We start from the raw sequence: 25,441 nt of genomic DNA on the forward strand, positions 1-25,441 counted from the left end.
TGCGCCGAGGCCCCGGCCCGGCGATGTCCGGGCCGGCTCATAGCCCGGCCAGCTCAAAGACACGGAAATCTGCCTGATATCAATGGGGCACGACGCATCGCGTCCATGCGCACGAGCGGCGGCGGGAACCGGCGACCGTTCATCGCTTCCGCAACGCGCGGATCGCAAGCGGCTTCAACAGCTCGGCACAGGCGAGATAGACCACGACCAGCAGCGCGACGCCGGCCATCATCATCGGTGGCGGTGCAACAAAGCCGAACCAGGCGCCGACCGGCGTAAACGGTACGATCATCGCGACCAGCAAGGCGATCAGCGAGGAGGCCGACAGCACGGGATCGGGCCAGTTGCGCCAGGGGCGGCCGTTGGTGCGGATGATGAAGATGACCAGGATCTGGGTCGCCATGGATTCGATGAACCAGGCGGTGCGGAATTCGTCCGGTGAAGCCTTGAACAGATAGAGCAGGGCGCCAAAAGTCAGGAAGTCGAACACCGACGACAGCGGCCCCATGATCGCGGCGAAGCGCGCCAGCCGCCTCATGCTCCACACCTGCGGCTGCGCGGTCGCCTGGCGCGAGACCTGGTCGAAGGGAATGCCGAGCTCGGAGAGATCGTAAAGCAGATTGTTGAGCAGGATCTGCGTCGGCAGCATCGGCAGGAACGGCAGCGCCATCGAGGCGATCGCCATCGACAGCATGTTGCCGAAATTCGAGCTCGCGCCCATGCGGACATATTTCAGGATGTTGGCGAAGGTGCGCCTTCCTTCCTCGACGCCGTCGGCCACCACTTCGAGGTCGGAGGCGAGCAGGATGATGTCGGCGGCAGCCTGGGCCACGCCGGTCGCACCCTCGACCGACAGGCCGATATCGGCGACCTTCAGCGCCGGTGCGTCGTTGATGCCGTCGCCGAGGAAGCCGACCACCGCGCCGCTTGCCTGCAGCGCCTTCACGATGCGCGACTTCTGGTCGGGCGCGAGCCGGCCGAAAGCGTCGGCCGATTGCACCTGCACGGCCAGCGCATCGTCGCTGAGCTCGGCGATGTCGGCGCCCGACAGCACGCGCTCGGCATTCAGCCCGACCAGGCCGGCGAGCCGTTTCACCACCACGGGATCGTCACCCGACAGGACCTTCAGGCGGACGCCGCCCGCCGCGAGCCGGGCAATGGCTGCTGCAGCCGTCGGCTTCGGCGGGTCGGCGAAGGCGCAAAGGCCATCGAAGACGAGTCCGGTCTCGTCCTCGGTCTCGACCTCGCGGGTTGCGCCGGTCCAGGGACGCGAGGCGATGGCGACGCAGCGCAGGCCTTCGCTCGCGAGCTGATGCACGCGCGCCAGTGCAGCGGCTCGCGCGTTGCCATCCATCACGCCGCTGCGCTGCGTCGTGCACAATTCGAGCACCGCCTCGGGCGCGCCCTTGACGATGAGCAGTGCGCCTTCAGGACCGGTCGCGAGCACCGATCCCAGCCGCCGCGAAAAGTCGAACGCCTGCCTGCCGGCAAGCGTCCAGCCTTGCGCGGCATCCGGCTTGCCGGCAACCAGCGCCGCATCGAGCGAGCCGCGATCGCCGCCGAGTGCCGCGGCGATGGCGCCGAGCCGCGCGGCACGGGGATCGTCCTTGCCGTCGGCATCGAGGCTCTTGGCCAGCGTGATCTCGGCCGAGGTCAACGTGCCTGTCTTGTCAGTGCACAAGACGGTCATGGCGCCGAGGTCGTGGATCGCGGCGAGGCGCTTGACGATCACCTTGCGGCCGGCCATGCGCAATGCGCCGCGCGACAGCGTCACCGTGGTGATCATCGGCAGCAGTTCCGGCGTCAGCCCGACCGCGAGCGCGACGGCGAACAACAGCGAGTCCATCACCGGGCGGCCGAACACCACGCGGACGGTGAGCACGATCAGCACCAGCGCGAGCGTGGCGCGCGCGATCACAAGTCCGAATTCGCGCAAGTCGCGTTCGAACGGCGAGGGCGTCTGGGCCTCTGCCAATGCAGACGCCGCCGCCCCGAACACGGTGTCGCGCCCGGTGTACACGACGAGCGCAATCGCCTCGCCGGTCTGGGCCACCGCGCCGCGAAACAGCGCATTCGACGTATCGTCGGGATCGGCGCATGGTCCGGCGCGTTTCTGTACCGGGTAAGGCTCGCCGGTGAGCGCCGCCTCGCCGGCGGTGAAGGCGGTGCTCTGAAGGATCAGCGCATCCGCCGGGATGATGTCGCCGGCACGAACGCGCAGGATATCGCCGGGGACGACCTGCTCGACGTCGATCTGGCCGAACGCGCCGCTGCGCTTGACCTCGGCCTTCAGCGCCACCGATCGTCGGAGGATATCCGCAGCCCGGACCGCGTGGCCTTCCTGGATGGTGTCGAGCCCGATCGAGAGCGTCAGGATCAGGACGATGATGAGACCGCCGATCTCGTCGCCGGTGAGCATCGAGACGATGCCGGCAAGCAGCAGGATCAGAGACAAGGGCTCCAGCAGCCGGCGCAGGATCGCGTGCATCGCACCTTCGGTGCGGGGCGGCGCGTCGCTGTTCGGCCCGAAGCGCCTGGCGCGCTCGGAGGCGTCCGCCGCAGCCAAGCCTGTGAGCCCGCAGCCCAGTCGCTTGCAAAGCTGGTCAGGTGAAAGGCGCCAGAAATGGTTGTCGGCGTGCGCTGGACTGTCCGGCAAGGCGAGGCTCCCGCTTCATGGCGTCTCGTTGGAGGCAGATGCCTCGAAATTCGGGGTAGCCTGTTGACCTGCCGCAATCTGGGATGCCGGGGGGCGGGCTAGCTTTGCCGGCAATCAAGCCCGGCCTTCGCCAGGGCGACAATCGAAATCGAGATAAGGACGAATCCGCCGGCCGGTTCGGCGGGATTCGGATGGCGTTTCATGGTCGAGCACGCAATGGTTCTGCCGCAGCACAAGAGCCGGTTCTCTGTCGCGGCGTTGTGGTCGGGATTTCTCGGTCACAAATGGTTCATTCTCGCGGTCGTCGTTCTGCTGGGCTTTGCGGCCTGGCAAAGCGTGCGTGCGGTCCTCGGGCCAGCCGTCGTGGTCGATCCGGTCAAGAGCGGCCGCCTGGTCGAGACGGTGGTGGCGAGCGGCCATGTCGAGACGCCGTTCCGGGTCGAGATCGGCAGCCAGCTCACCGGCACGGTGCAGGATGTGCTGGTGCAGCAAGGTGAAAAGGTCACCAAGGGCCAGCCCCTGATCTCGTTGGAAGCGCGCGAACTGAAAGCCAGCGTGGTGCAGGCGCAAGGTGCGGTGGCCCAGGCCGAAGCGCGCATCAGGCAGCTCGAGGAATTGACGTTGCCTTCGGCCAACGAGGCGTTGACGCAGGCCAAGGCGACCCTGCGCAACGCCCAGCAGACCTACGACCGTACCGCGCAGCTCGAACACAACGGCTATGCCACGCGCGCCGCGCTCGACGATGCGCAGAAGACCCTCGACGTCGCCCGCGCCCAGATGCGCTCGGCGGAATTCCAGGTCTATACCGCAAGTCCCGGCGGCAGCGACTACGTGATGGCGCAGACCCTGCTGAACCAGGCTCGCGCCAATCTCGACACCGCCGAATCCCGCCTCGGCTACGCGACGATCGCCGCGCCCCGCGACGGCGTCCTGATCACGCGCAGCGTCGAGCGCGGCACTGTGGTGCAGCCCGGCAAGGCGCTCCTCGTGCTCGCGCCGGCCGGCGACGCCCAGCTCGTGATGCAGATTGACGAGCGTAATCTCGGCAAGATCGCGCTCGGGCAGAAGGCGATCGCCTCGGCCGACGCCTATCCGGATCGGCGCTTCGCCGCCGTGATCACCTACATCAATCCCGGCGTCGACATTTCGCGCGCATCGGTCGAGGTGAAGCTGACGGTCGCCGACGCGCCGGACTATCTGCGCCAGGACATGACCGTCTCGGTCGATATCGAGGTCGCCGCCCGGGACGATGCGCTGATCCTGCCGTTGCGCTCGGTGCACGACGTCCTGTCGGCCAACCCCTGGGTGCTCGGTATCAAGGACGGTCGCGCCGGCCGGCGCCCGGTGAAGATCGGCCTGCACGGCAACAGCCATATCGAGATCGTCGACGGCCTCGCCGCCGGCGACGTCGCGATTCCGCAGAGTTCCGGCGTCCTGACCGGGCAGCGCGTACGGCCTGTCCTGCAATGAACCATTGGCTGCCGATCGAGTGGACCATGGCGGTGCGCTTCCTGCGCGAAGGCCGGCTCCAGACCATCTTCATCATCGGCGGCATATCGATCGGCGTCGGCGTCATCGTCTTCATGTCGGCCATGCTGGCGGGGCTCCAGGCGAACTTCATCAAACGTGTGCTGACGTCGCAGCCGCAGATCCAGCTGCTCGCGCCGGATCAGATCGCGCGCCCGCTGCGCAACGGTCCGGGCGAGATCGAGGATCCGGCGGTGCAGCGTCCGAGCCAGCGGGTGATCTCGATCGATCAATGGCCGAAGATCAGGAACCAGATGCAGGCGATGCCCGAGGTGGTCGCGGTATCGCCGACGATTCTCGGCTCGGTGCTCGCGATCCGTGGCGACGCCAGCCGCTCGGTGAATCTGTCGGGCATCGAGCCGGACTCCTACTTCAAGATCGTCAAGGTGCCCGACTATATCGTCGCCGGCGAGCCCCGCCTGACCAGCGAGGACGTCATCGTCGGCATCGAGCTCGCGAGGGAGCTGGGCGCGAGCGTCGGCGACAAGCTCAACATTCGCGCCGCGTCCGGCGCCACACGCGTGCTCACGATCTCCGGTCTCGTCGACCTCGGCAACAAGAGCGCCAACCAGCGCATCTGCTATGCGGCCCTGCGCACCGCGCAATCGCTGCTCGGCATGATCGGCGGCATCACCACCATCGACATCACGGTCAACGACATCTACGCGGCCGAGAACATCGCCCAGCGCATCCAGGCCGCCAACGTGGTCGAAGCCGACAGCTGGATCAAGACCAACGCGCAGTTCTTCAGCGCAGTACAGGCCCAGCAGAACACCAACACCCTGATCCGCCTGTTTGTCGGGCTCTCGGTCGCATTCGGCATCGCGGCCGTGCTGGTCGTCTCGGTGATCCAGCGCTCCAAGGATATCGGTATCCTGCGCGCGATGGGGACGTCACGCGGCCAGGTCCTGCGGGTGTTCCTGATCCAGGGCGGGCTGCTCGGCTTCGTCGGCTCGCTGTTCGGTGCCGCGATGGGCGCCTTCGCGCTGGTCTATTGGCACTCGGTCGCACGCCAGGCCGACGGCACCGAATTGTTTCCGCTGATCCTGGAGCGGAGCCTGTTCGCGTACACGGCGCTGCTCGCCACCGTCACGGGCCTGCTGGCCGCGATGGCCCCGGCGGTGCGCGCCGCCAAGCTCGATCCGGTGGTGGCGATCCGTGGCTAGCGTAATCCTGAAGCTCGAACGGGTGTGCAAGGCCTACAATGTCGGTCTGCCGACGGAGACCGAGGTGCTGCACGACATCGACCTCGAACTCAATCATGGCGAGTTCCTGGCGCTGATCGGCCCGTCCGGCTCCGGCAAGAGCACACTGCTCAACATCGTCGGCCTGCTCGACCGGCCGACCTCGGGCCGGCTGCTGATCAAGGGCCAGGACACGGCTGTCCTCGGCGATACCGAGGTCACGCATCTGCGCGGCCACACCATCGGCTTCGTGTTCCAGCACCACTTGCTGATCTCGGCCTTCACGGCACGGGAGAACGTCATGATGCCGATGCTGGCAGACCGCGGGTATCCGTCTGCGGAGATCGAGGCGCGGGCGGACCGGCTGCTGGCGCAAGTGGGTCTGGAGAAATTCGCCGGCAACCTCGCCAACAACATGTCGGGCGGCCAGCAACAGCGCGTGGCAGTGGCGCGCGCGCTCGCCATGAGCCCCGACCTCGTTCTGGCGGACGAGCCGACCGGCAATCTCGACACCAGATCGGCCGATGCCGTGTTCGAGCTGATGCGGCAGGTCAACCGCGACAGCGGCACGAGCTTCCTGCTGGTGACCCATAATATGGATCTGGCCCGGCGCTGCGACCGCATCATCGAAGTGGTCGACGGCCGCATCCGGGCCTAACGTCGTAGAGCCCGTCTGACAAAGCGGATTTTTAGGGGATATCAAGGGCTTGGATAGGGCGTTGGGCCCCGAAAAAGCCCCGTTCTTGCTTGCTTACAGAGGCCGCATCCTTTATCCGGGTGGCTGCCTCGCGTTGGAGCGGCCCCGGCCGTGATTGGGCTGGGCGCATCTAACAGATTGCATAGGGATTACCCGCGAATGGCCAATGTTGTCGTCGTCGGCGCCCAGTGGGGCGACGAAGGAAAGGGCAAGATCGTCGACTGGTTGTCGGAGCAGGCGGACATCGTCGTCCGCTTCCAGGGCGGCCATAACGCCGGCCATACCCTGGTGATCAACGGCAAGACCTACAAGCTCGCGCTGCTGCCGTCCGGCGTGCTGCGCGACCAGAAGCTGTCGGTGATCGGCAACGGCGTCGTGTTCGATCCCGCCGCCTTCCTCGACGAGGTCACCAAGCTGCGGTCGCAGGGCGTCGCGGTCAGCCCGGACAATCTGCGGGTCGCCGAGAACGTCACCCTGATCCTGCCGCTGCACCGTGAACTCGATGCCTTGCGCGAGTCCTCCAACGCGGCGACCGCGATCGGCACCACCCGCCGCGGCATCGGCCCGGCCTACGAGGACAAGGTCGGCCGCCGCGCCATTCGCCTGATGGACCTCGCCGATCTCGACACCCTCCCGCACAAGATCGACCGGCTGCTGGCGCATCACAACGCTTTGCGCCGCGGCCTCAATCTGCCGGAGTTCGACGGCAGGGAGATCCTGAAGGAGTTGACCGCGTTCGCGCCGCAATTGCTGCCCTATGCCGAGACGGTGTGGCGGCTGCTCGATATCAAGCGCCGCGAAGGCAAGCGCATGCTGTTCGAAGGCGCGCAGGGCGCGCTGCTCGACGTCGATCACGGCACCTATCCTTACGTCACCTCGTCGAACACTGTGGCGGCGCAGGCCGCGACCGGCTCGGGCCTTGGCCCCGGCGCGGTCGGCTATGTGCTCGGCCTGTGCAAGGCCTATACGACCCGCGTCGGCCAGGGCCCGTTCCCGACCGAGCAGGACAACGAGACCGGCCGCAAGATCGGCGAGCGCGGCCGCGAGTTCGGCACCAATACCGGGCGTCCGCGCCGCTGCGGCTGGTTCGATGCGGTTCTGGTCCGCCAGGCGGTCCGGACCTGCGGCATCAACGGTCTGGCGCTGACCAAGCTCGACATCCTCGACGGCTTCGACACGATAGAGGTCTGCACCGGCTATCGGCTCGACGGCAAGGAGATCGATCATTTCCCGGCCGGCGAGGGGGCCCAGGCCCGGGTCGAGCCGATCTACGAAACCATCGAGGGCTGGAAGGAGCCGACCGCGGGTGCGAGGTCCTGGGCTCAGTTGCCGGCCCAGGCCATCAAATATGTCCGCCGGATCGAGGAATTGGTGGGCTGCCCGGTGGCGCTGCTTTCCACCAGCCCCGAACGCGAGGATACTATCCTGGTGCAAAATCCGTTCGAGGCTTAACGATATCTTACCGGGACGTGCGCTAGTTGAGTTGAAATGGCTGATTATTATCCGCTGATCGCCCGCGCTATTGCCGCCCTGGACCCCAACGCTCCCGGCGAAAGCCGTCGCGCGCTCTATGAGCGGGCGCGCACGGCGCTGATCGCACAGCTGCGCAGCGTGCAGCCGCCGCTCTCCGAATCCGAGATCACCCGCGAACGGCTGTCGCTGGAAGAGGCCGTCCGCAAGGTCGAATCGGAAGCTGCCCAGCGTGCCCGCGAAGCCTCGCGCCCCGGTGGCGGCACGCGCAGCGGCGGCAGTGGCGATGCCTTCCGCCGTGCCAGCACCCGCGCCGCCGATGGCAACTCGCCCGCCGCCCCAACCGCTGCACCGCCACGCGCCCGTCCGGCCCCGCCGCCGCCGCGCGCCGACCGGCCGTCCTTCAACGTCGATGACCAGGGCGATGCCCAGCGTCCGCCGCGCGCCCCCCGTTTCGACGCGCCGCGCCAGCCGGGTCCTTCGGCCCCGCCGCCGATGCCCGAGCCGCCGGCGCCTGCCGGACGTGATCGCGCCGGTGGGCGCCGTTCCCCGGACATGGGATCCGCGCCGCCGCCTGCACCGGGTGTGCGCGGCTTCCGCGACATCACGGCCGACGCCAACGATCTCGGCGGTGCCGCCGCGCAGGCCAACCGTGCCGCGCGCCGCACCTACGCCAACGTGCCCTCGCCCTCGCCGGAATTCGACCGGCTCGAGCCGAGCCTGGAGAATCGCGCCGCCGGGGTGGACGCGCCGTATTCCTACGACGAATCGATCGAGGAGGCCGAGCGCTACGCGCCGCAGTCGCAGCCGCCGCGTCCGCACATTCCGGTTCTCGACCGCGATCCCAAGAAGAAGCGCGCCCGCACCGGCTCCGTGTTTCCGTTCAAGAGCGCGATCGCCGTCGGCATCGTGCTGATCCTGGTCGGCGCCGGCATTCTCTGGGGCAAGCAGCTGGTCCAGACCGCGAGCGGCCTGCTCAAGTCCTCGCCGACGCAGGTCGTGGAAGCGCCGAAGGATACGTCCCAGCCGCAGAGCAAGCCGAAGATTCCGGATCGCGTCGGCCAGCCTTCGGCCAGCGACCAGCCGATCGCGCCGGTGGCGCAGAAGGTCGTGCTCTATGACGAGGATCCGTCCGATCCGAAGGGCAAGCAATATGTCGGCTCGGTGGTGTGGCGGCTCGAGCCGATCAAGGCCTCGGGCGCCCAGAAGGCCGACGTCGCCGTGCGCGCCGACATCGAGATTCCCGACCGAAAGTTCAAGATGACGATGTCGTTCCGCCGCAACACCGATTCGTCGCTCCCGGCGAGCCACACCGCGGAGCTGACCTTCATCCTGCCGCAGGATTTTCCGGGCGGCAGCGTCTCCAACGTGCCGGGCATCCTGATGAAGTCGAACGAGCAGGCCCGCGGCACCCCGCTCGCAGGGCTCGCGGTCAAGGTCACCGACGGCTTCTTCCTGGTCGGCCTCTCCAATGTCGACGCCGACCGCAGCCGCAACGTTCAGCTCCTGAAGGAGCGCTCCTGGTTCGACGTGCCCCTGGTCTACGCCAACCAGCGCCGCGCCATCATCGCCATCGAGAAGGGCGCTCCCGGCGAGCGCGCCTTCAACGACGCGTTCGCGCAGTGGGGCGACTAGGGTAGCTGATGTTCACCTCTCCTTCCGGAGAGGTGAACTGACCTCTCGACGATCCAACCGAAATTGAACCGCGCCTATTGTGCAGCCGCTTCCCGCTTGCGCGATGTTGCTGCGGCTGCGTGCTCACGGTCCATCACGGCGCGGCAGCCGGGGCTGACCTGCGCCTTTTTCTGCACCATGCACGAACGGATCCTCGGGATGTCGGGGATCTCGCTGGAGCACAGCCGCATCGCGTCGCCCGAGCACATCTGCTGCGCTTCGGACGAGAAGGCCTGGCCGGGTGATGTCTGGAGGGTGATGGCGGCGGTGGCGACGGCGAAGAGAGTTGCGATTGTCTGGTAGCGTGTCATGCGGAATGCGTCCCCGAGTTCCGTGGGCTTGAGCCACTTGGTTTTTGGGGCGCCGCACGCGGCTTGATCTGCCGCATGTTACAGCCTTCACGCCGGGAACATTAATCCCGCATGTGGTCGCTCGATCTCTCGTGATGTTCGAATCGAAAAGTGCTGCGCCGCCCGAGCGAAGTATGCGCCATTGTCACGCAGCTGCAATGGCAAGCCAAAAGGATTTCCCGATTGTTGCGCGCACGTCACGCACAATGCGGGCGCGCGCGATCAGGTCAAACGATCGGAGGATACGCTCGCTTGTTCGGCGTCGCTCGCGCCAAGCGCCGCGGGATGCTCATCGACCGCCGTCACGCCCTTGGCCGTGAGCTCGAACAGGTCGCCGTCCTTCGTCACATAGCCGTCGGCGATCAATTGTCCCACCTTGCCTTGCCGATCGTCGGCGAAGGCGACCGATTGGCTGATGTCCCTGAGGATCGAAAGCTGTTCGTCGCGCAACATGGATTCACTCTCCGTTCACCGGGAATGGTTCCGGTCCTCACATGCCGTGACTCTGGAACACCTTGCTGCACGACTTCGACAGTTTGGCCCGGTTGGCCTGCAGACAGCCCTGCACCGCGCCGTCATTGCCGAGGTCCTTGCGGCAGAACCGCGAAGCGTCCCGCGAACAGGCCTGCTGTTCCTGCGGCGAGCCCATATGGCCTTGTGCGAGAGCAGGCGCGTCCGACAGGCCGCTCAGGGCTGCCAACGCGATCGTCGCCAGGAGAAATTTGCAGGCCATCGGCGGCTCCAATCTGACAAAATGGATATTCAGGTCCTGTCTGAACTCGTCGCCTTGCCGCTTGTTCCCCCGGGGGCAGAGCGCGTCCCCGCTATTCAAGGTTCCCGCGGCGCTGCTATAACACTGGGGAAGGTGAGGGTGCTCGATGAAACGCTATCTGGTGTTTGCAATGGTGGGCCCGTTCGTGGGCGGGTTTCTGCTGCTGCTGACGACGACCTATCAATCCGGCTATTGGGCCCAGACCAATCTCGCCGAGGTCGGCAAGCTGTTCGCCGTGTTCTTCAAATCCCTGCAGTACAGCTATCTGTTCGGCTTCCTGCCGTCGCTGATGATCGGCGCGGTCGACGACATCCTGGTGCACATTCGCCGGATCGGCCCTGTGCTGCGGATGCTGCTGGTCGGCCTGTTCGCCTTCGTCCTGGCCTCGCTGACCTACAGCTCGCGCGGACCGGATTCGGGCGCCGTGCAGTTCATCCTGTACGGCCTCGTCGGCTTCGTGCCGGCCGTGATTTCATCCTGGCTCGTCCATCGATATGTCGAGGAGCCGCAGCCGGTGGCCGCGCCGACCTGAGCGCGCGACGTTCGCCCGCACACTGCAACCTCGGCGGCCTATCGGCGTTTCCTCCAGGCGATGACCATGCCCGACGACGACATTCTTGCTCCGCGCAGGCCTCCTTCGGGAGGCGGCTCGCGCGCGTCTTCTGCGCGCACCGGAGCGCGCGGGCCGATCATCGATCAGGAGGGCCACGAGATCCGGCCCGAAACGCTGGAGCAGGGTTTCCGCGAATTTCGCTTCGAATTCGGTCAAGGGAGCCCGTTCGGCAATCTGACGCGCGAGCAGCGGATCGCGCGGCTCGAGGCGATCGCAAAGCTGCTCGACGTCGCCTTCATCCTGCCCGGCACCAACATCCGCTACGGCATCGACGGGCTGATCGGGCTGATCCCCGTCGTCGGCGACATCATCACCACCGCGATCTCGCTGTGGCTGGTTCGCGAGGCCCGCGCCCTGGGTGCGCCCTGGTACATCACCGCGCGCATGCTCGGCAACGTGGCCGTCGACGGCGTGGTCGGCATGGTCCCGCTCGCGGGCGATGCCTTCGACGTCATGTTCCGCGCCAACATGCGCAACGTGCGGCTACTCCGGCGCTGGCTCGACAAGCAGCCGCGGATCTGAGCTCCCCCGGAAACGCGAAAAGCGCGACGGCCCTTCGGACATCGCGCTTTCAACGCACATCGCAATGCTTGCGAAACTTAAGGCTTGCGAAAACTTACGCCGCGTCGGCGTCGGTGGTCGCTTCCACCGGCTTGGGGCGGCGGGGCAGCGGGAAGGCTTCGCTCTCATACAGCGAGCGGATGCCGTTCTGGTCGAAGCGCGCTTCCTCGACCTGCAGATAGGCGCCGTTCAGCGAATCCGTCGGCAACTGCTCCATCGCGAACTGCACGGCCTCGGCCGCGGTGCCGAACCGGCGATAGGTGAAGCCTGCGCGCTTCTTCTTGCGGATCGCGGCGGGGAAGAGCTCGGCGGAGGTGTTGAAGTTGAACGGACGCAGTGGACGCATGGTCAAAGACCTCGTGATCTTGTCTGGGGCTTTAAGCGCGTGGGGTTTTGACGGGCTGCGGCCACGATCGGGTGGGCCCGCCGCTCATGTCATTTTCGCCCTCTAATATAGGCCGATTTGACAAAATTGCGACCCCTGCGATGGGAGATGATGAATCCGCGCATGGCAGCCCCGCAAGAGAAATAAACCAAGTAAATTCAATGTCTTATTTGGTTTACAACTTGCCGAGCAGCAGCAGGACGACCAGCACCACCAGCACGAGGCCGCCGATCCCCATGCCGGAATGGCCCATGCCATAGCCATAGCCGCCGACCCGGCCGGACATGCCGCCCAGAAGATAAATGATCACCAGGATGATCAGGATGGTCCCGAGCGACATGGCATCCTCCTTCGCGGCCGCAGCACCGCGATGATCGGCCGCACCGCCACAGAAGGAAAGCACATCGCGGCGCCGGGTTCCATGGCGGAACCCGGCGCCGCGCAGCGTTTATTTCGGCTCGAGCTTCAACGCCGCCGAGTTGATGCAGTAGCGCAGGCCGGTCGGCCCGGGACCGTCAGGGAAGACGTGGCCGAGATGGCCGCTGCACTTGGAGCACAGCACCTCGGTGCGGATCATGCCGTGGCTGACGTCCCGCTCCTCGTCGACATGGCTCTCGACGGCGGGCTGGGTGAAGCTCGGCCAGCCGCAGCCGGAATCGAACTTGGCATCGGACTCGAACAGCACGTTGCCGCAGCCGGCGCAGACATAGGTGCCGGCACGGTGGTCATGCTCGTACTCGCCGGAGAAGGGACGCTCGGTCGCCTTCTCGCGCAGCACGGCATACTGCATCGGCGACAATTCCTGCCGCCACTGCTCTTCGCTCTTGAGGACCTTGTCGTCCGTGGGTTTCGTCCTGGTGTCGGGCATGGGTCTCCCGTTTTTTCGGTGATCTCGTTTTCAGTGATCTTGTTCAGTGATCTTGCGATCAGTTGGTGGCCTTGCTGGCGCTCACCAGCGTCGGCTTCTCGATGTAGTTATCCGCGAACAGCTTTTTCAAGTTCTCGACCTTCGGGAGGTCGTTATAGGCGATGTAGGGCTGGTTCGGGTGCAGCGTCAGATAGTCCTGGTGATAGGCCTCCGCCGGATAGAACGCCTCGAGCGCCCCGACCTTGGTCACGATCGGCTTGCCGAAGACCTTGGCGCCGTTGAGCTGGGCGATATAGGCCTCGGCCACCTTCTTCTGCTCGTCGGAGGTGGTGAAGATCGCCGAGCGATATTGCGTGCCGCTATCGGGGCCCTGGCGGTTGAGCTGGGTCGGGTCGTGCGCCACCGAGAAGTAGATCTGGAGGATCTTTCCGTAACTGATCTTCTTCGGGTCGTACTTGATCTCGACCGACTCGGCGTGGCCGGTCCGGCCGCTCGAAACGGTCTGGTAATCGGCGGTCGCCTTGGTGCCGCCGGCATAACCGGAGACCGCGTTGACGACCCCGGCGGCGTGCTGGAACACGCCCTGCACGCCCCAGAAGCAGCCGCCGGCGATCACGGCAGTCTGGATTCCGGTTGCGGGTGCTGAATCCACGGCGGGAGCCGGGATCACGACCGCATCCTCTGCGGCCCGGGACGGCATGGTGTAAGCCAGCGCCAAAGCTGTGGTTGCGGCGGCGGCGAGCAAGGACAGGAGGGCGGGGCGGCGCATGGTGGATCCTCTTTCGGAAGGCCTGCAGTCTAAGGCGGTTGGAGCCGGGCGAACAGCCTGCCCGGCATTTTCAGACATCTGAGATACGGGCCGGCCGGGCCATTGTTACGGCCTGACGGACACGGGTCCGTGAAGAAGGCCGCTCAGGACAGCGCGGCTTTGCGAGGCGGGGAACTCCGCGCTAGATGAACCGGCGCGATCGATGATCGACTTAGAAATGTGATGGCTGGAGCTGGTCCGAGAAACATGCTGCGCGTCGTATCCCTGACCCTCGTCGTCATGTTCGCCATGCTGGCCGCCTGGAGCCCGATCGCGGCCGCCGATCCGCAAGCCGGCGACGACCTCGCCACCTGCCATGACCGCCAGGCGGAGACCAAGGCCCGCGCGACGGCCTGCGACAACCTGCTCAACGCCGACCGCGTCACCGGCAAGGACAAGGGCATCGCGCTCTCCGTGCGCGGCAATACGCTGATCAACAAGCGCGACTACGTCCACGCGATCGAGACCCTGTCCATGGCCGTCGACCTCGATCCCGACAATGTCGTGACGCTCAACCTGCGCGGCCTCGCCTATGAGCGGACCGGCCAGGACGACCTCGCGATGGCGGACTACAACCTCGCGCTCCAGAAGCGCCCGACCTACGGTGTCCCCTACAACAACCGCGGCGTCATTCATCTGCGCAGGAACGCGCTGCAAAGCGCACTCGAAGATTTCAACCTGTCGATCAGGTACGCGCCAAAATTCCTGCTCGGCTGGACCAACCGCGCCCGCGTGCGCACCCTGATGAAGGACTATGACGGCGCGATCGCGGATTTTGCAGAAGCCGAAAGGATCGATCCGAACGCGCCGCAGATCGCCGGCAACCGCTGCATCACCTACGGCATGATGGGCAGGTTCGATCAGGCCTTCGCCGACTGCGACGGCTTGATCCAGAAGCAGCCGAAGAACCAGTACGCGCTCAACAATCGGGGCGAAGTCAACCTCATGAAGGGTGACTTCGATGCCGCGTTGACGGACTACAACACGGTCATTCAGCTCAACCCGAACAGTGTGCGCGCCCATTCCGGCCGCGGCCAGATCTACGAGCGCAAGCACGATCTCGGCCAGGCGCGCGCCGACTATCGCGCCGCGGCCTATTCGCTGACGAAGTTCGACGAGCTCGACGTCGCGCGCGCACGCGCCAAGGCGCAGGAGCGGCTCGCCGCGCTGACGCCGCAGGCGCCGGCCGGGTCCACCGGGCGCCGCGTGGCGCTGGTGATCGGCAACGGCGCCTACAAGAACGTCCATGCGCTGCCCAATCCGCCGCGCGATTCGAAACTGATCGCGAGCGTGCTGCACGATCTCGGCTTCCAGACCGTGATGTCGACCAGCGACCTGACCCGCGACAAGTTCTTCCAGGCCTTGCAGGCCTTTGCGGCGGAAGCGGAGAAGGCGGATTGGGCCATGGTCTACTATGCCGGACACGGTTTCGAGATCGGCGGCGTGAACTATCTGGTGCCGGTCGACGCCAAGCTTTCGGCCGACAAGGACGCCGAGACCGAAGCCGTGGCGCTGGAGCAGGTGATCGCGGCCGTCGGTGCCGCGCGAAAAGTCCGCCTCGTGGTGCTGGACGCCTGCCGCGACAATCCGTTCGCGCCGACCATGCAGCGCACGCTGTCGCTGAAGCTGGTCGACAAGGGCTTTTCCAACATCGAGCCCGGCGCGGGCTTCATGGTGGTCTACGCCGCCAAGCACGGCGAGACTGCGATGGACGGCGACGGCAGCGCCAACAGTCCCTTCGCCACCGCGCTCGCCCGCGACGTCAAGGAGCCCCGCGTCGAGATCAGAAAACTGTTCGACATCGTTCGCGACGACGTCTGGGCCGCGACCAGGCACGGCCAGCAGCCGTTCACCTACGGCTCGCCGCCGGGGCGCGAGGATTTCTATTTCGTCGCGGGGAAGTGAGGGCTGCGTCGGGATGCGAAAGCCGTGCGTCTCAAAAAGGGTGGGCACGGTGCCTTGCGCATTTGCCCACCCTGCGCCACCGGCGTGTCACACCACGATGCTCAGCCTTTTCGCCGCCCGCGTGATGCCGGTGTACAGCCACCGCGCCCTCGACTCCTGGAACGCAAAGCTCTCGTCGAACAGCACGACGTCGTCCCATTGCGAGCCCTGCGATTTGTGCACGGTCAGGACGTAGCCGTAGTCGAACTCGTCATAGGGCTTGCGCTGCTCCCAGGCGATCGCCTCGACGCCGCCTTCGAAGCAGTCGGCACGCACCGAGACCTTCGTCACCTTGTGCCCGAGATCCTCGTCGGGTGACAGCCGCATGCTGAGGATGCGCGATTTCGAGCGCGAGGTGTTGCGCGATTTCACGCGCCACAGGCCGCCGTTGAACAGGCCCTTCTTGCGGTTGTTGCGCAGGCACACCAGCTTGTCGCCGGCGACCGGGAAGACGTCCTCGATGTTCTGCCGCTGACGCACCCGCATGTTGTACGCGCGCCTTGTGTTGTTGCGGCCGACCAGGACCTGGTCGGCGCCCATGACGCGATCGGGATCGAGCTCCTTGCGCGACACCACCTCGCTCTCGCCATAGCGGCCGATGTCGAGCTCGCGCCCTTCGCGGACGTCCATCGACATCCGCACGATCGGATCGTCCTGGGCCTGGCGGTGCACCTCGGTCAGCATCGCGTCGGGCTCGGTGTTGGTGAAGAAGCCGCCGCCCTGGATCGGCGGCAGCTGGGCGGGATCGCCCAGCACCAGCAGCGGGCAGTCGAACGACATCAGGTCGCGGCCGAGTTCGGCGTCGACCATCGAGCATTCGTCGATCACGATCAGCTTGGCTTTGGATGCCGGCGCGTCGTCCCACAGCTCGAAGCTCGGCTGCTCCTCGCCGGATTCACGGGCGCGGTAGATCAGGGAGTGGATGGTGGAGGCCTCGTCGCAGCCCTTGTTGCGCATGACGAGCGCCGCCTTGCCGGTGAAGGCGGCGAATTTCACCTCGCCGTCGACGCCGTCGGCGATGTGCCGCGCCAGCGTGGTCTTGCCGGTGCCGGCAAAGCCGAACAGCCGGAACACCGGCGGCGTGCCGGCCCGGCCCGGTTTTGCCTTGAGCCAGTCGCCAACGGCCTTGAGCGCGGCGTCCTGATGCGGGGTGAAAGTGGCCATGTCTGTCTTGATGAGGGGGGCGAAACGGAGCGATTCGCCATCCACAAAACTAACCATTCGCCCCGCTGGTTCAAGCGCGGGGCCATCGCATTTCAAGGCCGTTGTTCGCGGCCCATCCTTCGAGACGCCCGCCTTTTTGCGGGCCCTCAGGATGAGGGCGGAGTGCGCGGCGGCAGTTTCGGCAGGCGAGGTGCCGCCTAGCCTCATCCAGAGCAGACCGCAAAGCGGTCGTCTCGAAGGACGAGGCGCGCGCTCAACGGATCGCCCCTACTGCCAGCCGGGAACGCCGCGCATGTCGGGCAGATGGTGGGCGATGCCCTTGTGGCAGTCGATGCAGGTCTTTTCCTTGGTGAACAGGAAGCGCTGGTGCGCCACCGAGGCCCGCGGCGACTGCTTGGTGATGTCCATGGAATCGGCGCTGTGGCAGTTGCGGCATTCCAGCGAATCGTTGGCTTTGAAGCGCGCCCATTCATGCGCGGCGAGCTCGAGTCGGTGGTCCTGGAATTTCTCGCGGGTGTCGATCGTGCCGAAAAGCTTGCCCCAGACCTCCTTGGAGGCCTGCATCTTGCGCGCGATCTTGTCGGTCCAGTTGTGCGGCACGTGGCAGTCCGGGCAGGTCGCGCGCACGCCGGAGCGGTTGGAGAAGTGGATGGTCGACTTCAGCTCGGCGAAGACGTTGTCCTTCATCTCGTGGCAGCCGGTGCAGAACTTCTCGGTATTGGTCAATTCCAGCGCGGTGTTGAAGCCGCCCCAGAAGATCACGCCGGCCGCAAAGCCCGCCAGCACCAGCACGCCGAGCCCGAACACCGAGCTCGGCCGGATCAGCACCTGCCAGAGCTCCAGCGCGAAATCCCGGCAGCGCGGGATGAAGCCGCGCTTGGCTTTTGGCTCGTCAGCAGTCGTCGTCATCGCCGGCCACCCGGACTTGCACGCGACAGCAAGGTGTCGATATCCGTAAAATCGTTGCTGACGGGCGGCGTGGCGGTGTTCTGCGGCACGTGGCATTCCGTGCAGAAGAAGCGGCGCGGCGAGATCGAGGCCAGGAACTGGCCGTCGCGGTCCATGAAATGCGTGATCGAGACCATCGGCGCCTGCGATTCGGCGATCCGTGCCCGCGCGTGGCAGGACAGGCATTTGTTGCCGTTGAGGTCGATCTGGTAGCCGTCGATCGTATGCGGGATCACCGGCGGCTGCTCCGGATAGTTGCGAACCTCTCGCTCGGACGTGTTTCGGTTCGGCAGCATCGGAGGCGCCGGACCCTCTTCATTGAGCGGGGTCGGACCGCGCAGGCCCGATGTCACCGTCTGCGCGGTCAGCGAGCTCGCGCCTGCGGCGACCGCGACCGCGAGCAGGGCGATTGCAAATCGTTTCATCATGACAGGTTCACCCGCTCGATGCGCACGGCGCATTTCTTGTAGTCGGTTTGCAGCGAGATCGGATCGGTGGCGTCGAGCGTCACCTTGTTGATCAGCTTGGATTCGTCGAACCACGGCACGAACACCAGCCCGCGCGGCGGCCGGTCGCGGCCGCGCGTCTCGACCCGGACGCGGATGAAGCCGCGGCGGGAGACCACCTTCACCTCGTCGCCGCGGCGGATCTTCGCTTCCTGCGCGTCGTCGGGATGCATGAAGCACACGGCCTCGGGGAAGGCCTTGTAGAGCTCGGGCACCCGGCGCGTCATGGTGCCGGAATGCCAGTGCTCGAGCACGCGGCCGGTCGAGAGCCAGAACGGATATTCGTTGTCGGGCGATTCCGCCGCCGGCTCGTAGGGCAGGGCGAAGATGCGCGCCTTGCCGTCGGGATAGCCGTAGAACTGCACGTCGGTGCCTTGCTTGACATAGGGGTCGCTGCCTTCGCGGAAACGCCATTTGGTTTCCTGGCCGTTGACGACAGGCCAGCGCAGCCCGCGTTCGCGGTGATAGGTGTCGAACGGCGCGAGGTCGTGGCCGTGGCCGCGGCCGAAGGCGGCGTATTCCTCGAACAGGCCCTTGTGGACGTAGAAGCCGAACGCCTTGGACTCGTCGTTGAGATAACCCTGCTCGATGTCGGAGACCGGGAACTTGTCGACCTGACCGTTCTTGTAGAGCACGTCGAACAGCGTCTTGCCGCGTACGTCCGGCTTCTTGGCGATCAGCTCCTCGGGCCAGACCTCCTCGATCTTGAAGCGCTTGGAGAATTCCATGAGCTGCCAGAGATCGGACTTCGACTCGCCCGGGGCAGCGACGAGCTGATGCCAGAACTGCGTACGCCGCTCGGCATTGCCATAGGCGCCTTCCTTCTCCACCCACATCGCGGTCGGCAGGATCAGGTCGGCCGCGAGCGCGGTGACCGACGGATAGGCATCCGAGACCACGATGAAATTGTCGGGGTTGCGGAAGCCCGGGTAGGTCTCCTCGTTGGCGTTGGGACCGGCCTGGAGGTTGTTGTTGACCTGGACCCAATAGGCGTTGATCAGGCCGTCCTTCAGCATCCGGCTTTGCAGCACGGCGTGGGCGCCGGGCTTGTCGGGAATGGTGCCCTCCGGGAGCAGCCAGATCTGCTCGGCCTTGGTGCGGTGCTCCTTGTTGGTCACGACCATGTCCGCCGGCAGGCGGTGCGAGAAGGTGCCGACCTCGCGCGCGGTGCCGCAGGCCGAAGGCTGGCCGGTCAGCGAGAACGGGCTGTTGCCGGGCGAGGAGATCTTTCCGGTCAGAAGGTGGATGTTGTAGACGAGGTTGTTGCACCAGACGCCGCGGGTGTGCTGGTTGAATCCCATGGTCCAGAACGAGACCACCTTGGTCTTGGGGTCGGCATAGAGCTCGGCGAGCGCCTCCAGCCGGTTCAGCGGCACGCCGGACATTTCGGCCGCCTTCTCCAGCGTGTACTCCGACACGAACTTTGCGTACTCGTCGTAGCTCATCTCGGTGGAATCGTTGGCCTTGGCCGCGCCTGTCGCCTTCTTCTGCAGCGGATGCTCGGGCCTCAAGCCATAACCGATGTCGGTCTGGCCGCGCCTGAAGATGGTATGCGCGGCAACGAAGTCCTTGTTGACCCGGCCGGTCTTGATGATGTGGTTGGCGATCGCGTTCAGCAGATAGAGATCGGTCTGCGGCTTGAAGATCATGCCGATGTCGGCGAGGTCGAACGAGCGGTGCTCGAAGGTCGAGAGCACGGCGACGCGGACATGCGGCGCGGACAGCCGGCGGTCGGCGAGGCGCGTCCACAGGATCGGATGCATCTCCGCCATGTTGGAGCCCCACAGCACGAAGGCGTCGGTGGCCTCGATGTCGTCATAGCAGCCGGCCGGCTCGTCGATGCCGAAGGTGCGCATCATGCCGGCGACGGCGGAGGCCATGCAGTGGCGCGCATTGGGGTCGATGTTGTTGGTGCGGAAGCCGGCCTTGAACAGCTTCACGGCCGCATAGCCCTCCCAGACCGTCCACTGACCGGAGCCGAACATGGCGACGCCGTTCGGCCCGCGCTTCTTGATCGCCTCCTTCCACTTCACCTCCATGATGTCGAAGGCTTCGGTCCAGCTGATGGGCGTGAATTCGCCGTTCTTGTCGTACTTGCCGTTCGTCTTGCGCAGCATCGGCTGCGTCAGGCGGTCGTGGCCGTACATGATCTTGGAGAGGAAGTAGCCCTTGACGCAGTTGAGGCCGCGGTTGACCTCGGCCTTGGTGTCGCCGTGGGTGGCGACGACGCGGTTGTCCTTGGTCGCGACCATCACCGAGCAGCCGGTGCCGCAGAAGCGGCAGGCGGCCTTGTCCCATTTCAGTTCGGCGACGTCGCGATCAGTGACGAGGTTCGCGGCGAGCGCCGGGACTGGCATGCCCGCGGCGGCGGCCGCGATCGCGGCGGCCTCCAGCTTCAGCATCTGGCGGCGGTCGAGCTTTGGTGATGTCATGATGGCTCTTCCTTGCTCAGGCGGTTTCGATGGCGTGGAAGACGAGCGCCGCGGAGTAGACGTCGGGCAGCGACTGGATGGTGTTGAGCAGGGTGCCGAGGCTGCCGGAATCCGGCGCCTCGGTCACCACGACGAGCTTGCCGCGTGGATCGCGGCCGTGGATCTCGCAGCCGGGAAGGGCGGTGATCGCGGCTTCCAGATCGGCGAGACGCTCCGGGCGGGCCTGCACGATGATGCTGGCGATCTCGCAGCCGGGGGGCGCGACGACGCGGTCGGCGCCGAGCACCCGGCCGGTGATCAATGCACGGCGGTTGTATGCGGTTTGGGCCATGATGCCTGTCTTTCGCTGTTCGGATGATCAATGCGGGGAAGGCGGCGGGCCGGGAGGGCCGGCGAACATCTGGTAGATCCAGACGCCGAGACCGTATGAGCCGACCGTTCCGACCGCGAGGACGGGCATCACGACCGCGGTCAGGAACAGGAAAGCGAAAATCTCCATGCGCTTACGGCGCACGCGCGATGTCGCGTCGTCAGGGGCCGACATATCCGGTCTCGTCTGAAATGTGGGGATTGGGACGGCATCCGGGCCGTTACCTTGCTGCATTTTAGATGCAGCCAAGCCGCTGTCGCGTTGATCTGGATCAATCTGCGAGGTCGCCGGAATGTCGCAGCCCGGCTTCCTGGGCAGCGCCGGACTGCCACGTGGGCGCGAAGAATCGTTCTCCCGCGCGGCGGAATTGCTGCTCCGTAGACAGCGCCGCCCCGCTCATTAAGATGCCTGCAACAAAAAATAAGCGGGCAAGAAACTTGGGAGAGACGGCGTCATGAAGTTCGGCATCTTCTACGAGCTGCAACTGCCACGGCCCTGGGTGGCCGGCGACGAGCTGAATCTCTACCAGAACGCGCTCTCGCAGATGGAACTCGCCGACAAGCTCGGCTACGACCACGCCTGGGTGGTCGAGCATCACTTTCTCGAGGAATATTCGCACTCGCCGTCACCCGAATCGTTCCTCGCCGCCGCGAGCCAGCGCACCAAAAACATCAGGCTCGGCCACGGCATCCTTCAGCTCACCACCAACCATCCGGCGCGCGTTGCCGAGCGTGTCGCAGTGCTCGACCTCTTGTCCAACGGCCGCTGCGAATTCGGCATGGGCGAGAGCGCCTCGATCACCGAGCTGACGCCGTTCGGCCGCGACATGGAAACCAAGAAGGAGGTGTTCGAGGAGGCCGTGGCCGCGATCTTCCCGATGTTCAAGGACGCCGGCTCCGAGCATCACGGCAAGTATTTCGACATCCCCCTGCGCAACGTCGTGCCCAAGCCGGTGCAGAAGCCGCATCCGCCGCTGTGGATGGCGTGCTCGCAGCTGCCGACCATCGAGCGCGCGGGCCGCCACGGCTTTGGCGCGCTCGGCTTCCAGTTCGTCAGCGCGGATGCCGCGCACGCCTGGGTGCATGCCTATTACAACGCGATGACCAAGCGGCTGCAGAAACTCGCCGACTACGAGATCAACCCGAACATGGCGCTGGTGTCGTTCTTCATGTGCGCGAAGACCGACGAGGAGGCGCGTGCGCGTGCCGACGGCGCCACCTTCTTCCAGTTCGCGCTGCGCTTCTACGGCGCCTCGCAGAACCGCCAGCGTCCCGCGCCCTACACCGTCAACATGTGGGACGAGTACAACAAGTGGAAGCGCGACAATCCGGAAGCGCAGGAGGCCGCGCTGCGCGGCGGCCTGATCGGCTCGCCCGAGACGATCCGCAGGAAGCTGAAGCGCTTCCAGTCCTCGCACATCGACCAGGTCATCCTGCTGAATCAAGCGGGCAAGAACAGCCACGAGCACATCTGCGAATCGCTGGAGCTGTTCGGCCGCGAGGTGATGCCGGAGTTCCAGAACGATCCGGCACAGGCTGTCTGGAAGCAGGGCGTGATGAGCGGCGAGATCAAGCTGGAAGAGATCGACACCGAGGCTTTTTCGGACCGCTACGGCAAGCTCGCCATCAACGTCGCGCCGGCGAAGGCTGCGGTGGGGTAGGGGACCGCTGATCGTGGCAAAACACCGGATTTATACGACGAGCTTCGCAAGCGTGTACCCGCTGTACGTTGCGAAGGCAGAGAAGAAGGGACGGACCAAGGCAGAGGTCGATCAGGTCATCTCCTGGTTGACAGGCTATGGTCAGAAGGAGCTGGAAGCTCAATTGAAAGAGAAGACGGACTTTGAAACCTTCTTTGCGAAGGCCCCCAACATCAATCCGTCGCGAGCCCTGATCAAAGGCGTGGTTTGCGGCGTCCGGGTCGAGGATGTCAAAGAACCGACGATGCAGGAGATCCGCTATTTGGATAAGCTGATCGACGAGCTGGCCAAGGGAAAAGCAATGGACAAGATCTTGCGGAAAAGTGGTTCCTGAGCCGCCAGCCTTCGTCCACCTCGTTCGGCGGCGTTGCGGGAGATACCCGACGACCCCGCCTTCCTCCGCGCAGCCATCGCTGATAAACCCTAGGCAAACGCGACAGGGAGAGAACGATGCGCCCTCACGGAGCGCCTGCAAATCCGGCGGCCGGCGATGTCGCCTCCGCGGTCCTCGCCATCGGCCGCCCCGATTTCCCAAACGTGCTGATCGATACGCTGCGCCGGCAGGCCGATGTCGGCCATTGCATGGTGTTCGCGCTGAGCCGGGCCGGCGCCGCACACTGCCTGCTCGATGCCGGCAACATCCCGATCGGCGGGGATCTCGGCGCCGCCTATGCCGGGCAATTTCACGAATCCGATCCCAACCGCGATGCGCTGTTCGAAGGCGAAGGCGGCGCGCCGATCATGCTGCCGGCGTTCGCACCGCGCATGTACGGCGCCCGTTATCGAAAGATATTCTTCCACGATTCCGGCATCGTCGACAAATGCGCGGCTGCGATCTGGACTGGCGACACTTGCTTCTACGTCAATTTCTACCGTATCGCCGCGCAGGGCCGCTTCAGCGTCGCGCAGCGCCAGCGGCTGGAGACGATCGCACCGGCGATCGCGGCGAGCATCGCGCGTCATTTTCAGGAGAAGGCAACGCCCGAGCAATCGCTCGCCGCTTTATTCGCAACGCGCGCGCCGCTTTCCGGTCTCACGCCGCGCGAACGCGAGGTCTGCCGGCGCATCCTCGAAGGCTTCAGCTCGGAGGCGATCTCGCAGGCGCTCGGCATCAGCCTGCATTCGACGCTGACCTATCGCAAGCGCGCCTATGAACGGCTCGGCATCTCCTCGCAGAGCGAGCTGTTCGCGATCGTGCTGCAACTGCTCGCCGGGCCGCGCAGCCTGAACTGAGGATTGGACCTTCCCATCCGAATTCAGCACATGGTCGGCAGGCTGAGGCGCTTTTGAGAAGCCACAAAACAGAGCTGAACACGCTGGCGCGGATGTCGCCAGCGTGAACCGCATGAGGCGTCTTGGCTAGAGCATGATCCGGAAAAGTGCGAAGCGGTTTTCCGAAAAGAACATGCTCAAACAAGAACCTGAAGCGCGATGACGATTCATCCCAATCTCATCGCGCTTTAGTGGGCGAACTCGCTCTTCGCCATCATCAGATGGTGCCGCTGGTGGTGTGCGCCCTGCACCATGATCCCCATGAAGCCCAGCGCCTTGAGCTTGACGACTTGCCTGGCGTCCGTGCTTGTGACGATGAGCTTGACCCCGTTGGGCAAGTCTTCCGTTTTGGCGTTCCAGCCAAGCTGGCTGAGTTCGTGTGTATGCGCGGGGACCATACGCTTGATCGCATCAAGTGTGCGGCCCTCTCCGGTCACGGCGATCTCAACGCCGTCATCAAGATTGCGCTGCGCAGCCGTCGCGCGCATCGTAACCTCGTCCATATCGATCAGGTGCTCACGTAGCGCCGAGATGTTCACTTTCGACCAGTCGGTCGTCGGATCGGCATCGAGGATACTTACGACTTCCTGGATCGTACCGAACGCTTCTTGCCCGGGCATGATCGGCTGACCGGTCGTTCCCGTCATGCCGTGCCGATGCATCCCATTTTGCATGTCGTGCATCATCGGGCCACCCTGCTGCATCATGGGATGCTGCTGATCAGGACTTCCCGAATTCATCTGCTCATGCATACGGGTGTGGTTGGGCATCTGAGCTGCTGCGTACGCAGTCGCGGCAACAATCGCGACGCCGGCAAGGCCGGACTTCCATGACCATGACATGATCGACCTCATTCCTGTGCGCGCCCTTGTTGCCTGAATATGCCATTGAGGCCGCATCCGCATATGATCACGATCATATCTTGATCACGCCAATGGCTTCGACAGCCTGATTTTTCCCTTAAGTCTTTCGATTTCACCGGCGGCCGCCATGTCGGCCAGTGTTCGGTATAACGCCTCATGGGTAAGGCCGAGCTCGCCCGCCAGGTCTTTGAGGGTGCCGGTCAGCTTGACATTGCGTCCGTCGGCTCCGGTATTGAGAGCCAGATAGTGCCGGACACGATCACGGGCCGAGTGAATGTTTCGCTGTTCAACGCGCGTACGCAGCTTCATGACCTGGCGAGCGAGCATCGCCATGAAGGCTTGTGCGGTTTCCGGGTTGCGCTCGAATTCGGTCAGCACTATCGCCTTGGGATAAAGGCGAACGACGGCGTTGGTCGTCGCAATCGCATCGCAGTGATAGGCTGGCGCGAAAAGCGAGGCTTCAGCGAGGGTTTCACCAGCCACGGCAACATGAAGCAGCGCCTCGCGCCCCGCGCGGTCCACGCGAACCAGCCGCAACTTGCCGGTGATCACCTCGTAGAGCCCGACAGTCCGCTGCTCCGAGCGAAATAGAACTTCTCCGGCCTTGAGCGCGCGCTCAACTCCAGCAATCCGAACATTCCGTGAGAGCCAGTCCGCCATATTGGTCGCCTCGTGGCC

Annotated in this window: 27 protein-coding genes; 11 read left to right on the forward strand and 16 right to left on the reverse strand. The window is 65.2% G+C overall.

Features of this window, described 5'->3' with window-relative positions; translation table 11 throughout:
* Nucleotides 1-139: 139 nt before the first annotated feature.
* Nucleotides 140-2,656 carry a magnesium-translocating P-type ATPase gene (mgtA, locus tag OC450_RS00340; protein ID WP_262046964.1) on the reverse strand — a complete coding sequence of 839 codons (2,517 nt, stop codon included), beginning with the start codon at nucleotides 2,654-2,656 and terminating at the stop codon, nucleotides 140-142.
* A 201-nt stretch (nucleotides 2,657-2,857) separates the two neighbouring features.
* On the opposite strand from mgtA, the gene OC450_RS00345 reads away from it, so the two are divergent.
* The 5 genes from OC450_RS00345 (at nucleotide 2,858) to OC450_RS00365 (ending at nucleotide 9,169) form a co-directional block, all read left to right on the forward strand.
* Entirely contained in the window at nucleotides 2,858-4,126 is a 1,269-nt protein-coding gene (locus tag OC450_RS00345) for an efflux RND transporter periplasmic adaptor subunit (protein ID WP_211382292.1), read from the forward strand.
* A complete protein-coding gene (locus tag OC450_RS00350; RefSeq protein WP_211382293.1) occupies nucleotides 4,123-5,349 on the forward strand; it encodes an ABC transporter permease in 1,227 nt (408 codons plus the stop codon). The genes OC450_RS00345 and OC450_RS00350 overlap by 4 nt, the downstream gene beginning before the upstream one ends.
* Nucleotides 5,342-6,025 carry an ABC transporter ATP-binding protein gene (locus OC450_RS00355; RefSeq protein WP_211382294.1) on the forward strand — a complete coding sequence of 228 codons (684 nt, stop codon included), beginning with the start codon at nucleotides 5,342-5,344 and terminating at the stop codon, nucleotides 6,023-6,025. Before OC450_RS00350 ends, OC450_RS00355 begins: the two co-directional genes overlap by 8 nt.
* A gap of 198 nt (nucleotides 6,026-6,223) precedes the next feature.
* Nucleotides 6,224-7,516, forward strand: coding sequence for an adenylosuccinate synthase (locus OC450_RS00360; protein ID WP_262046965.1), 1,293 nt, complete (start codon nucleotides 6,224-6,226; stop codon nucleotides 7,514-7,516).
* 36 nt (nucleotides 7,517-7,552) lie between these two features.
* Nucleotides 7,553-9,169, forward strand: coding sequence for a hypothetical protein (locus tag OC450_RS00365; protein ID WP_262046966.1), 1,617 nt, complete (start codon nucleotides 7,553-7,555; stop codon nucleotides 9,167-9,169).
* A gap of 74 nt (nucleotides 9,170-9,243) precedes the next feature.
* Here OC450_RS00365 and OC450_RS00370 read toward each other — a convergent pair whose 3' ends face one another.
* The 3 genes from OC450_RS00370 to OC450_RS00380 all read right to left on the reverse strand — a co-directional run bounded on the left by OC450_RS00370 (nucleotide 9,244) and on the right by OC450_RS00380 (nucleotide 10,291).
* On the reverse strand, nucleotides 9,244-9,519 hold the full coding sequence (locus OC450_RS00370; RefSeq protein ID WP_211382297.1) for a hypothetical protein: 276 nt from the start codon (nucleotides 9,517-9,519) through the stop codon (nucleotides 9,244-9,246).
* 261 nt (nucleotides 9,520-9,780) lie between these two features.
* Nucleotides 9,781-10,011 (reverse strand): hypothetical protein, encoded by a 231-nt coding sequence (locus OC450_RS00375; RefSeq protein ID WP_262046967.1) that lies wholly within the window; start codon nucleotides 10,009-10,011, stop codon nucleotides 9,781-9,783.
* A 37-nt stretch (nucleotides 10,012-10,048) separates the two neighbouring features.
* Nucleotides 10,049-10,291, reverse strand: coding sequence for a hypothetical protein (locus OC450_RS00380; protein ID WP_262046968.1), 243 nt, complete (start codon nucleotides 10,289-10,291; stop codon nucleotides 10,049-10,051).
* A 145-nt stretch (nucleotides 10,292-10,436) separates the two neighbouring features.
* Between OC450_RS00380 and OC450_RS00385 the strand changes: the two genes are divergently transcribed.
* Together OC450_RS00385 and OC450_RS00390 are read left to right on the forward strand one after the other, a co-directional pair.
* Entirely contained in the window at nucleotides 10,437-10,862 is a 426-nt protein-coding gene (locus OC450_RS00385) for a DUF5413 family protein (RefSeq protein WP_211382300.1), read from the forward strand.
* A gap of 60 nt (nucleotides 10,863-10,922) precedes the next feature.
* Nucleotides 10,923-11,465, forward strand: a complete 543-nt coding sequence (locus OC450_RS00390) for a DUF4112 domain-containing protein (protein ID WP_211382301.1) — start codon at nucleotides 10,923-10,925, stop codon at nucleotides 11,463-11,465.
* A gap of 94 nt (nucleotides 11,466-11,559) precedes the next feature.
* Here OC450_RS00390 and OC450_RS00395 read toward each other — a convergent pair whose 3' ends face one another.
* From OC450_RS00395 to msrA, 4 genes are all read right to left on the reverse strand, one after another.
* Nucleotides 11,560-11,850: a hypothetical protein gene (locus OC450_RS00395; protein WP_211382302.1), complete on the reverse strand. Its 291-nt coding sequence runs from the start codon at nucleotides 11,848-11,850 to the stop codon at nucleotides 11,560-11,562.
* A 214-nt stretch (nucleotides 11,851-12,064) separates the two neighbouring features.
* On the reverse strand, nucleotides 12,065-12,229 hold the full coding sequence (locus OC450_RS00400) for a DUF3309 family protein (RefSeq protein ID WP_211382303.1): 165 nt from the start codon (nucleotides 12,227-12,229) through the stop codon (nucleotides 12,065-12,067).
* Nucleotides 12,230-12,337: 108 nt separating this feature from the next.
* Nucleotides 12,338-12,757, reverse strand: coding sequence for a peptide-methionine (R)-S-oxide reductase MsrB (gene msrB, locus OC450_RS00405; RefSeq protein ID WP_211382304.1), 420 nt, complete (start codon nucleotides 12,755-12,757; stop codon nucleotides 12,338-12,340).
* 58 nt (nucleotides 12,758-12,815) lie between these two features.
* Nucleotides 12,816-13,526 carry a peptide-methionine (S)-S-oxide reductase MsrA gene (gene msrA, locus OC450_RS00410; RefSeq protein WP_211382305.1) on the reverse strand — a complete coding sequence of 237 codons (711 nt, stop codon included), beginning with the start codon at nucleotides 13,524-13,526 and terminating at the stop codon, nucleotides 12,816-12,818.
* A 246-nt stretch (nucleotides 13,527-13,772) separates the two neighbouring features.
* Between msrA and OC450_RS00415 the strand changes: the two genes are divergently transcribed.
* The gene (locus tag OC450_RS00415; protein WP_262047225.1) at nucleotides 13,773-15,470 is read left to right on the forward strand and encodes a caspase family protein; all 1,698 of its coding nucleotides are present in this window, start codon (nucleotides 13,773-13,775) and stop codon (nucleotides 15,468-15,470) included.
* 87 nt (nucleotides 15,471-15,557) lie between these two features.
* Here OC450_RS00415 and OC450_RS00420 read toward each other — a convergent pair whose 3' ends face one another.
* The 6 genes from OC450_RS00420 to napE form a co-directional block, all read right to left on the reverse strand.
* Nucleotides 15,558-16,673: an ATP-dependent RecD-like DNA helicase gene (locus OC450_RS00420; RefSeq protein WP_262046969.1), complete on the reverse strand. Its 1,116-nt coding sequence runs from the start codon at nucleotides 16,671-16,673 to the stop codon at nucleotides 15,558-15,560.
* Nucleotides 16,674-16,940: 267 nt separating this feature from the next.
* Nucleotides 16,941-17,582, reverse strand: coding sequence for a NapC/NirT family cytochrome c (locus OC450_RS00425; protein WP_211382308.1), 642 nt, complete (start codon nucleotides 17,580-17,582; stop codon nucleotides 16,941-16,943).
* Nucleotides 17,579-18,049 carry a nitrate reductase cytochrome c-type subunit gene (locus OC450_RS00430; RefSeq protein WP_211382309.1) on the reverse strand — a complete coding sequence of 157 codons (471 nt, stop codon included), beginning with the start codon at nucleotides 18,047-18,049 and terminating at the stop codon, nucleotides 17,579-17,581. The genes OC450_RS00425 and OC450_RS00430 overlap by 4 nt, the downstream gene beginning before the upstream one ends.
* Entirely contained in the window at nucleotides 18,046-20,559 is a 2,514-nt protein-coding gene (napA, locus tag OC450_RS00435) for a nitrate reductase catalytic subunit NapA (RefSeq protein WP_256805730.1), read from the reverse strand. Before napA ends, OC450_RS00430 begins: the two co-directional genes overlap by 4 nt.
* A gap of 16 nt (nucleotides 20,560-20,575) precedes the next feature.
* Nucleotides 20,576-20,890 (reverse strand): chaperone NapD, encoded by a 315-nt coding sequence (locus OC450_RS00440; protein ID WP_211382311.1) that lies wholly within the window; start codon nucleotides 20,888-20,890, stop codon nucleotides 20,576-20,578.
* A gap of 27 nt (nucleotides 20,891-20,917) precedes the next feature.
* On the reverse strand, nucleotides 20,918-21,103 hold the full coding sequence (napE, locus tag OC450_RS00445) for a periplasmic nitrate reductase, NapE protein (RefSeq protein ID WP_038932394.1): 186 nt from the start codon (nucleotides 21,101-21,103) through the stop codon (nucleotides 20,918-20,920).
* Nucleotides 21,104-21,383: 280 nt separating this feature from the next.
* On the opposite strand from napE, the gene OC450_RS00450 reads away from it, so the two are divergent.
* From OC450_RS00450 to OC450_RS00460, 3 genes are all read left to right on the forward strand, one after another.
* The gene (locus OC450_RS00450; protein ID WP_262046970.1) at nucleotides 21,384-22,589 is read left to right on the forward strand and encodes an LLM class flavin-dependent oxidoreductase; all 1,206 of its coding nucleotides are present in this window, start codon (nucleotides 21,384-21,386) and stop codon (nucleotides 22,587-22,589) included.
* Nucleotides 22,590-22,602: 13 nt separating this feature from the next.
* On the forward strand, nucleotides 22,603-22,962 hold the full coding sequence (locus OC450_RS00455; RefSeq protein WP_211382313.1) for a DUF2200 domain-containing protein: 360 nt from the start codon (nucleotides 22,603-22,605) through the stop codon (nucleotides 22,960-22,962).
* 116 nt (nucleotides 22,963-23,078) lie between these two features.
* On the forward strand, nucleotides 23,079-23,861 hold the full coding sequence (locus OC450_RS00460) for a helix-turn-helix domain-containing protein (RefSeq protein ID WP_211382314.1): 783 nt from the start codon (nucleotides 23,079-23,081) through the stop codon (nucleotides 23,859-23,861).
* Between the two features lie 227 nt (nucleotides 23,862-24,088).
* On the opposite strand, the gene OC450_RS00465 is transcribed toward OC450_RS00460, so the two are convergent.
* A complete protein-coding gene (locus tag OC450_RS00465; RefSeq protein ID WP_211382315.1) occupies nucleotides 24,089-24,742 on the reverse strand; it encodes a hypothetical protein in 654 nt (217 codons plus the stop codon).
* Nucleotides 24,743-24,826: 84 nt separating this feature from the next.
* A complete protein-coding gene (locus tag OC450_RS00470) occupies nucleotides 24,827-25,423 on the reverse strand; it encodes a Crp/Fnr family transcriptional regulator (RefSeq protein ID WP_211382316.1) in 597 nt (198 codons plus the stop codon).
* Between the last annotated feature and the right edge of the window lie 18 nt (nucleotides 25,424-25,441).

This window comes from Bradyrhizobium sp. Bra78 (assembly GCF_024519855.1).
Lineage (GTDB): Bacteria > Pseudomonadota > Alphaproteobacteria > Rhizobiales > Xanthobacteraceae > Bradyrhizobium > Bradyrhizobium japonicum_G.

What these genes read in the sequence shown, in the direction of transcription:
- OC450_RS00440 (WP_211382311.1), bottom strand. Translation starts at nt 20,890, where the DNA reads ATGGCCCAAACCGCATACAACCGCCGTGCATTGATCACCGGCCGGGTG.
- OC450_RS00385 (WP_211382300.1), top strand. Translation starts at nt 10,437, where the DNA reads ATGAAACGCTATCTGGTGTTTGCAATGGTGGGCCCGTTCGTGGGCGGG.
- OC450_RS00350 (WP_211382293.1), top strand. Translation starts at nt 4,123, where the DNA reads ATGAACCATTGGCTGCCGATCGAGTGGACCATGGCGGTGCGCTTCCTG.
- OC450_RS00380 (WP_262046968.1), bottom strand. Translation starts at nt 10,291, where the DNA reads ATGGCCTGCAAATTTCTCCTGGCGACGATCGCGTTGGCAGCCCTGAGC.
- OC450_RS00395 (WP_211382302.1), bottom strand. Translation starts at nt 11,850, where the DNA reads ATGCGTCCACTGCGTCCGTTCAACTTCAACACCTCCGCCGAGCTCTTC.
- OC450_RS00415 (WP_262047225.1), top strand. Translation starts at nt 13,773, where the DNA reads ATGCTGCGCGTCGTATCCCTGACCCTCGTCGTCATGTTCGCCATGCTG.
- OC450_RS00365 (WP_262046966.1), top strand. Translation starts at nt 7,553, where the DNA reads ATGGCTGATTATTATCCGCTGATCGCCCGCGCTATTGCCGCCCTGGAC.
- OC450_RS00370 (WP_211382297.1), bottom strand. Translation starts at nt 9,519, where the DNA reads ATGACACGCTACCAGACAATCGCAACTCTCTTCGCCGTCGCCACCGCC.
- OC450_RS00460 (WP_211382314.1), top strand. Translation starts at nt 23,079, where the DNA reads ATGCGCCCTCACGGAGCGCCTGCAAATCCGGCGGCCGGCGATGTCGCC.
- msrA (WP_211382305.1), bottom strand. Translation starts at nt 13,526, where the DNA reads ATGCGCCGCCCCGCCCTCCTGTCCTTGCTCGCCGCCGCCGCAACCACA.
- OC450_RS00360 (WP_262046965.1), top strand. Translation starts at nt 6,224, where the DNA reads ATGGCCAATGTTGTCGTCGTCGGCGCCCAGTGGGGCGACGAAGGAAAG.
- OC450_RS00450 (WP_262046970.1), top strand. Translation starts at nt 21,384, where the DNA reads ATGAAGTTCGGCATCTTCTACGAGCTGCAACTGCCACGGCCCTGGGTG.
- napE (WP_038932394.1), bottom strand. Translation starts at nt 21,103, where the DNA reads ATGTCGGCCCCTGACGACGCGACATCGCGCGTGCGCCGTAAGCGCATG.
- OC450_RS00390 (WP_211382301.1), top strand. Translation starts at nt 10,923, where the DNA reads ATGACCATGCCCGACGACGACATTCTTGCTCCGCGCAGGCCTCCTTCG.
- OC450_RS00425 (WP_211382308.1), bottom strand. Translation starts at nt 17,582, where the DNA reads ATGACGACGACTGCTGACGAGCCAAAAGCCAAGCGCGGCTTCATCCCG.
- OC450_RS00470 (WP_211382316.1), bottom strand. Translation starts at nt 25,423, where the DNA reads ATGGCGGACTGGCTCTCACGGAATGTTCGGATTGCTGGAGTTGAGCGC.
- OC450_RS00375 (WP_262046967.1), bottom strand. Translation starts at nt 10,011, where the DNA reads ATGTTGCGCGACGAACAGCTTTCGATCCTCAGGGACATCAGCCAATCG.
- OC450_RS00430 (WP_211382309.1), bottom strand. Translation starts at nt 18,049, where the DNA reads ATGATGAAACGATTTGCAATCGCCCTGCTCGCGGTCGCGGTCGCCGCA.
- msrB (WP_211382304.1), bottom strand. Translation starts at nt 12,757, where the DNA reads ATGCCCGACACCAGGACGAAACCCACGGACGACAAGGTCCTCAAGAGC.
- OC450_RS00465 (WP_211382315.1), bottom strand. Translation starts at nt 24,742, where the DNA reads ATGTCATGGTCATGGAAGTCCGGCCTTGCCGGCGTCGCGATTGTTGCC.
- napA (WP_256805730.1), bottom strand. Translation starts at nt 20,559, where the DNA reads ATGACATCACCAAAGCTCGACCGCCGCCAGATGCTGAAGCTGGAGGCC.
- OC450_RS00345 (WP_211382292.1), top strand. Translation starts at nt 2,858, where the DNA reads ATGGTCGAGCACGCAATGGTTCTGCCGCAGCACAAGAGCCGGTTCTCT.
- OC450_RS00420 (WP_262046969.1), bottom strand. Translation starts at nt 16,673, where the DNA reads ATGGCCACTTTCACCCCGCATCAGGACGCCGCGCTCAAGGCCGTTGGC.
- OC450_RS00400 (WP_211382303.1), bottom strand. Translation starts at nt 12,229, where the DNA reads ATGTCGCTCGGGACCATCCTGATCATCCTGGTGATCATTTATCTTCTG.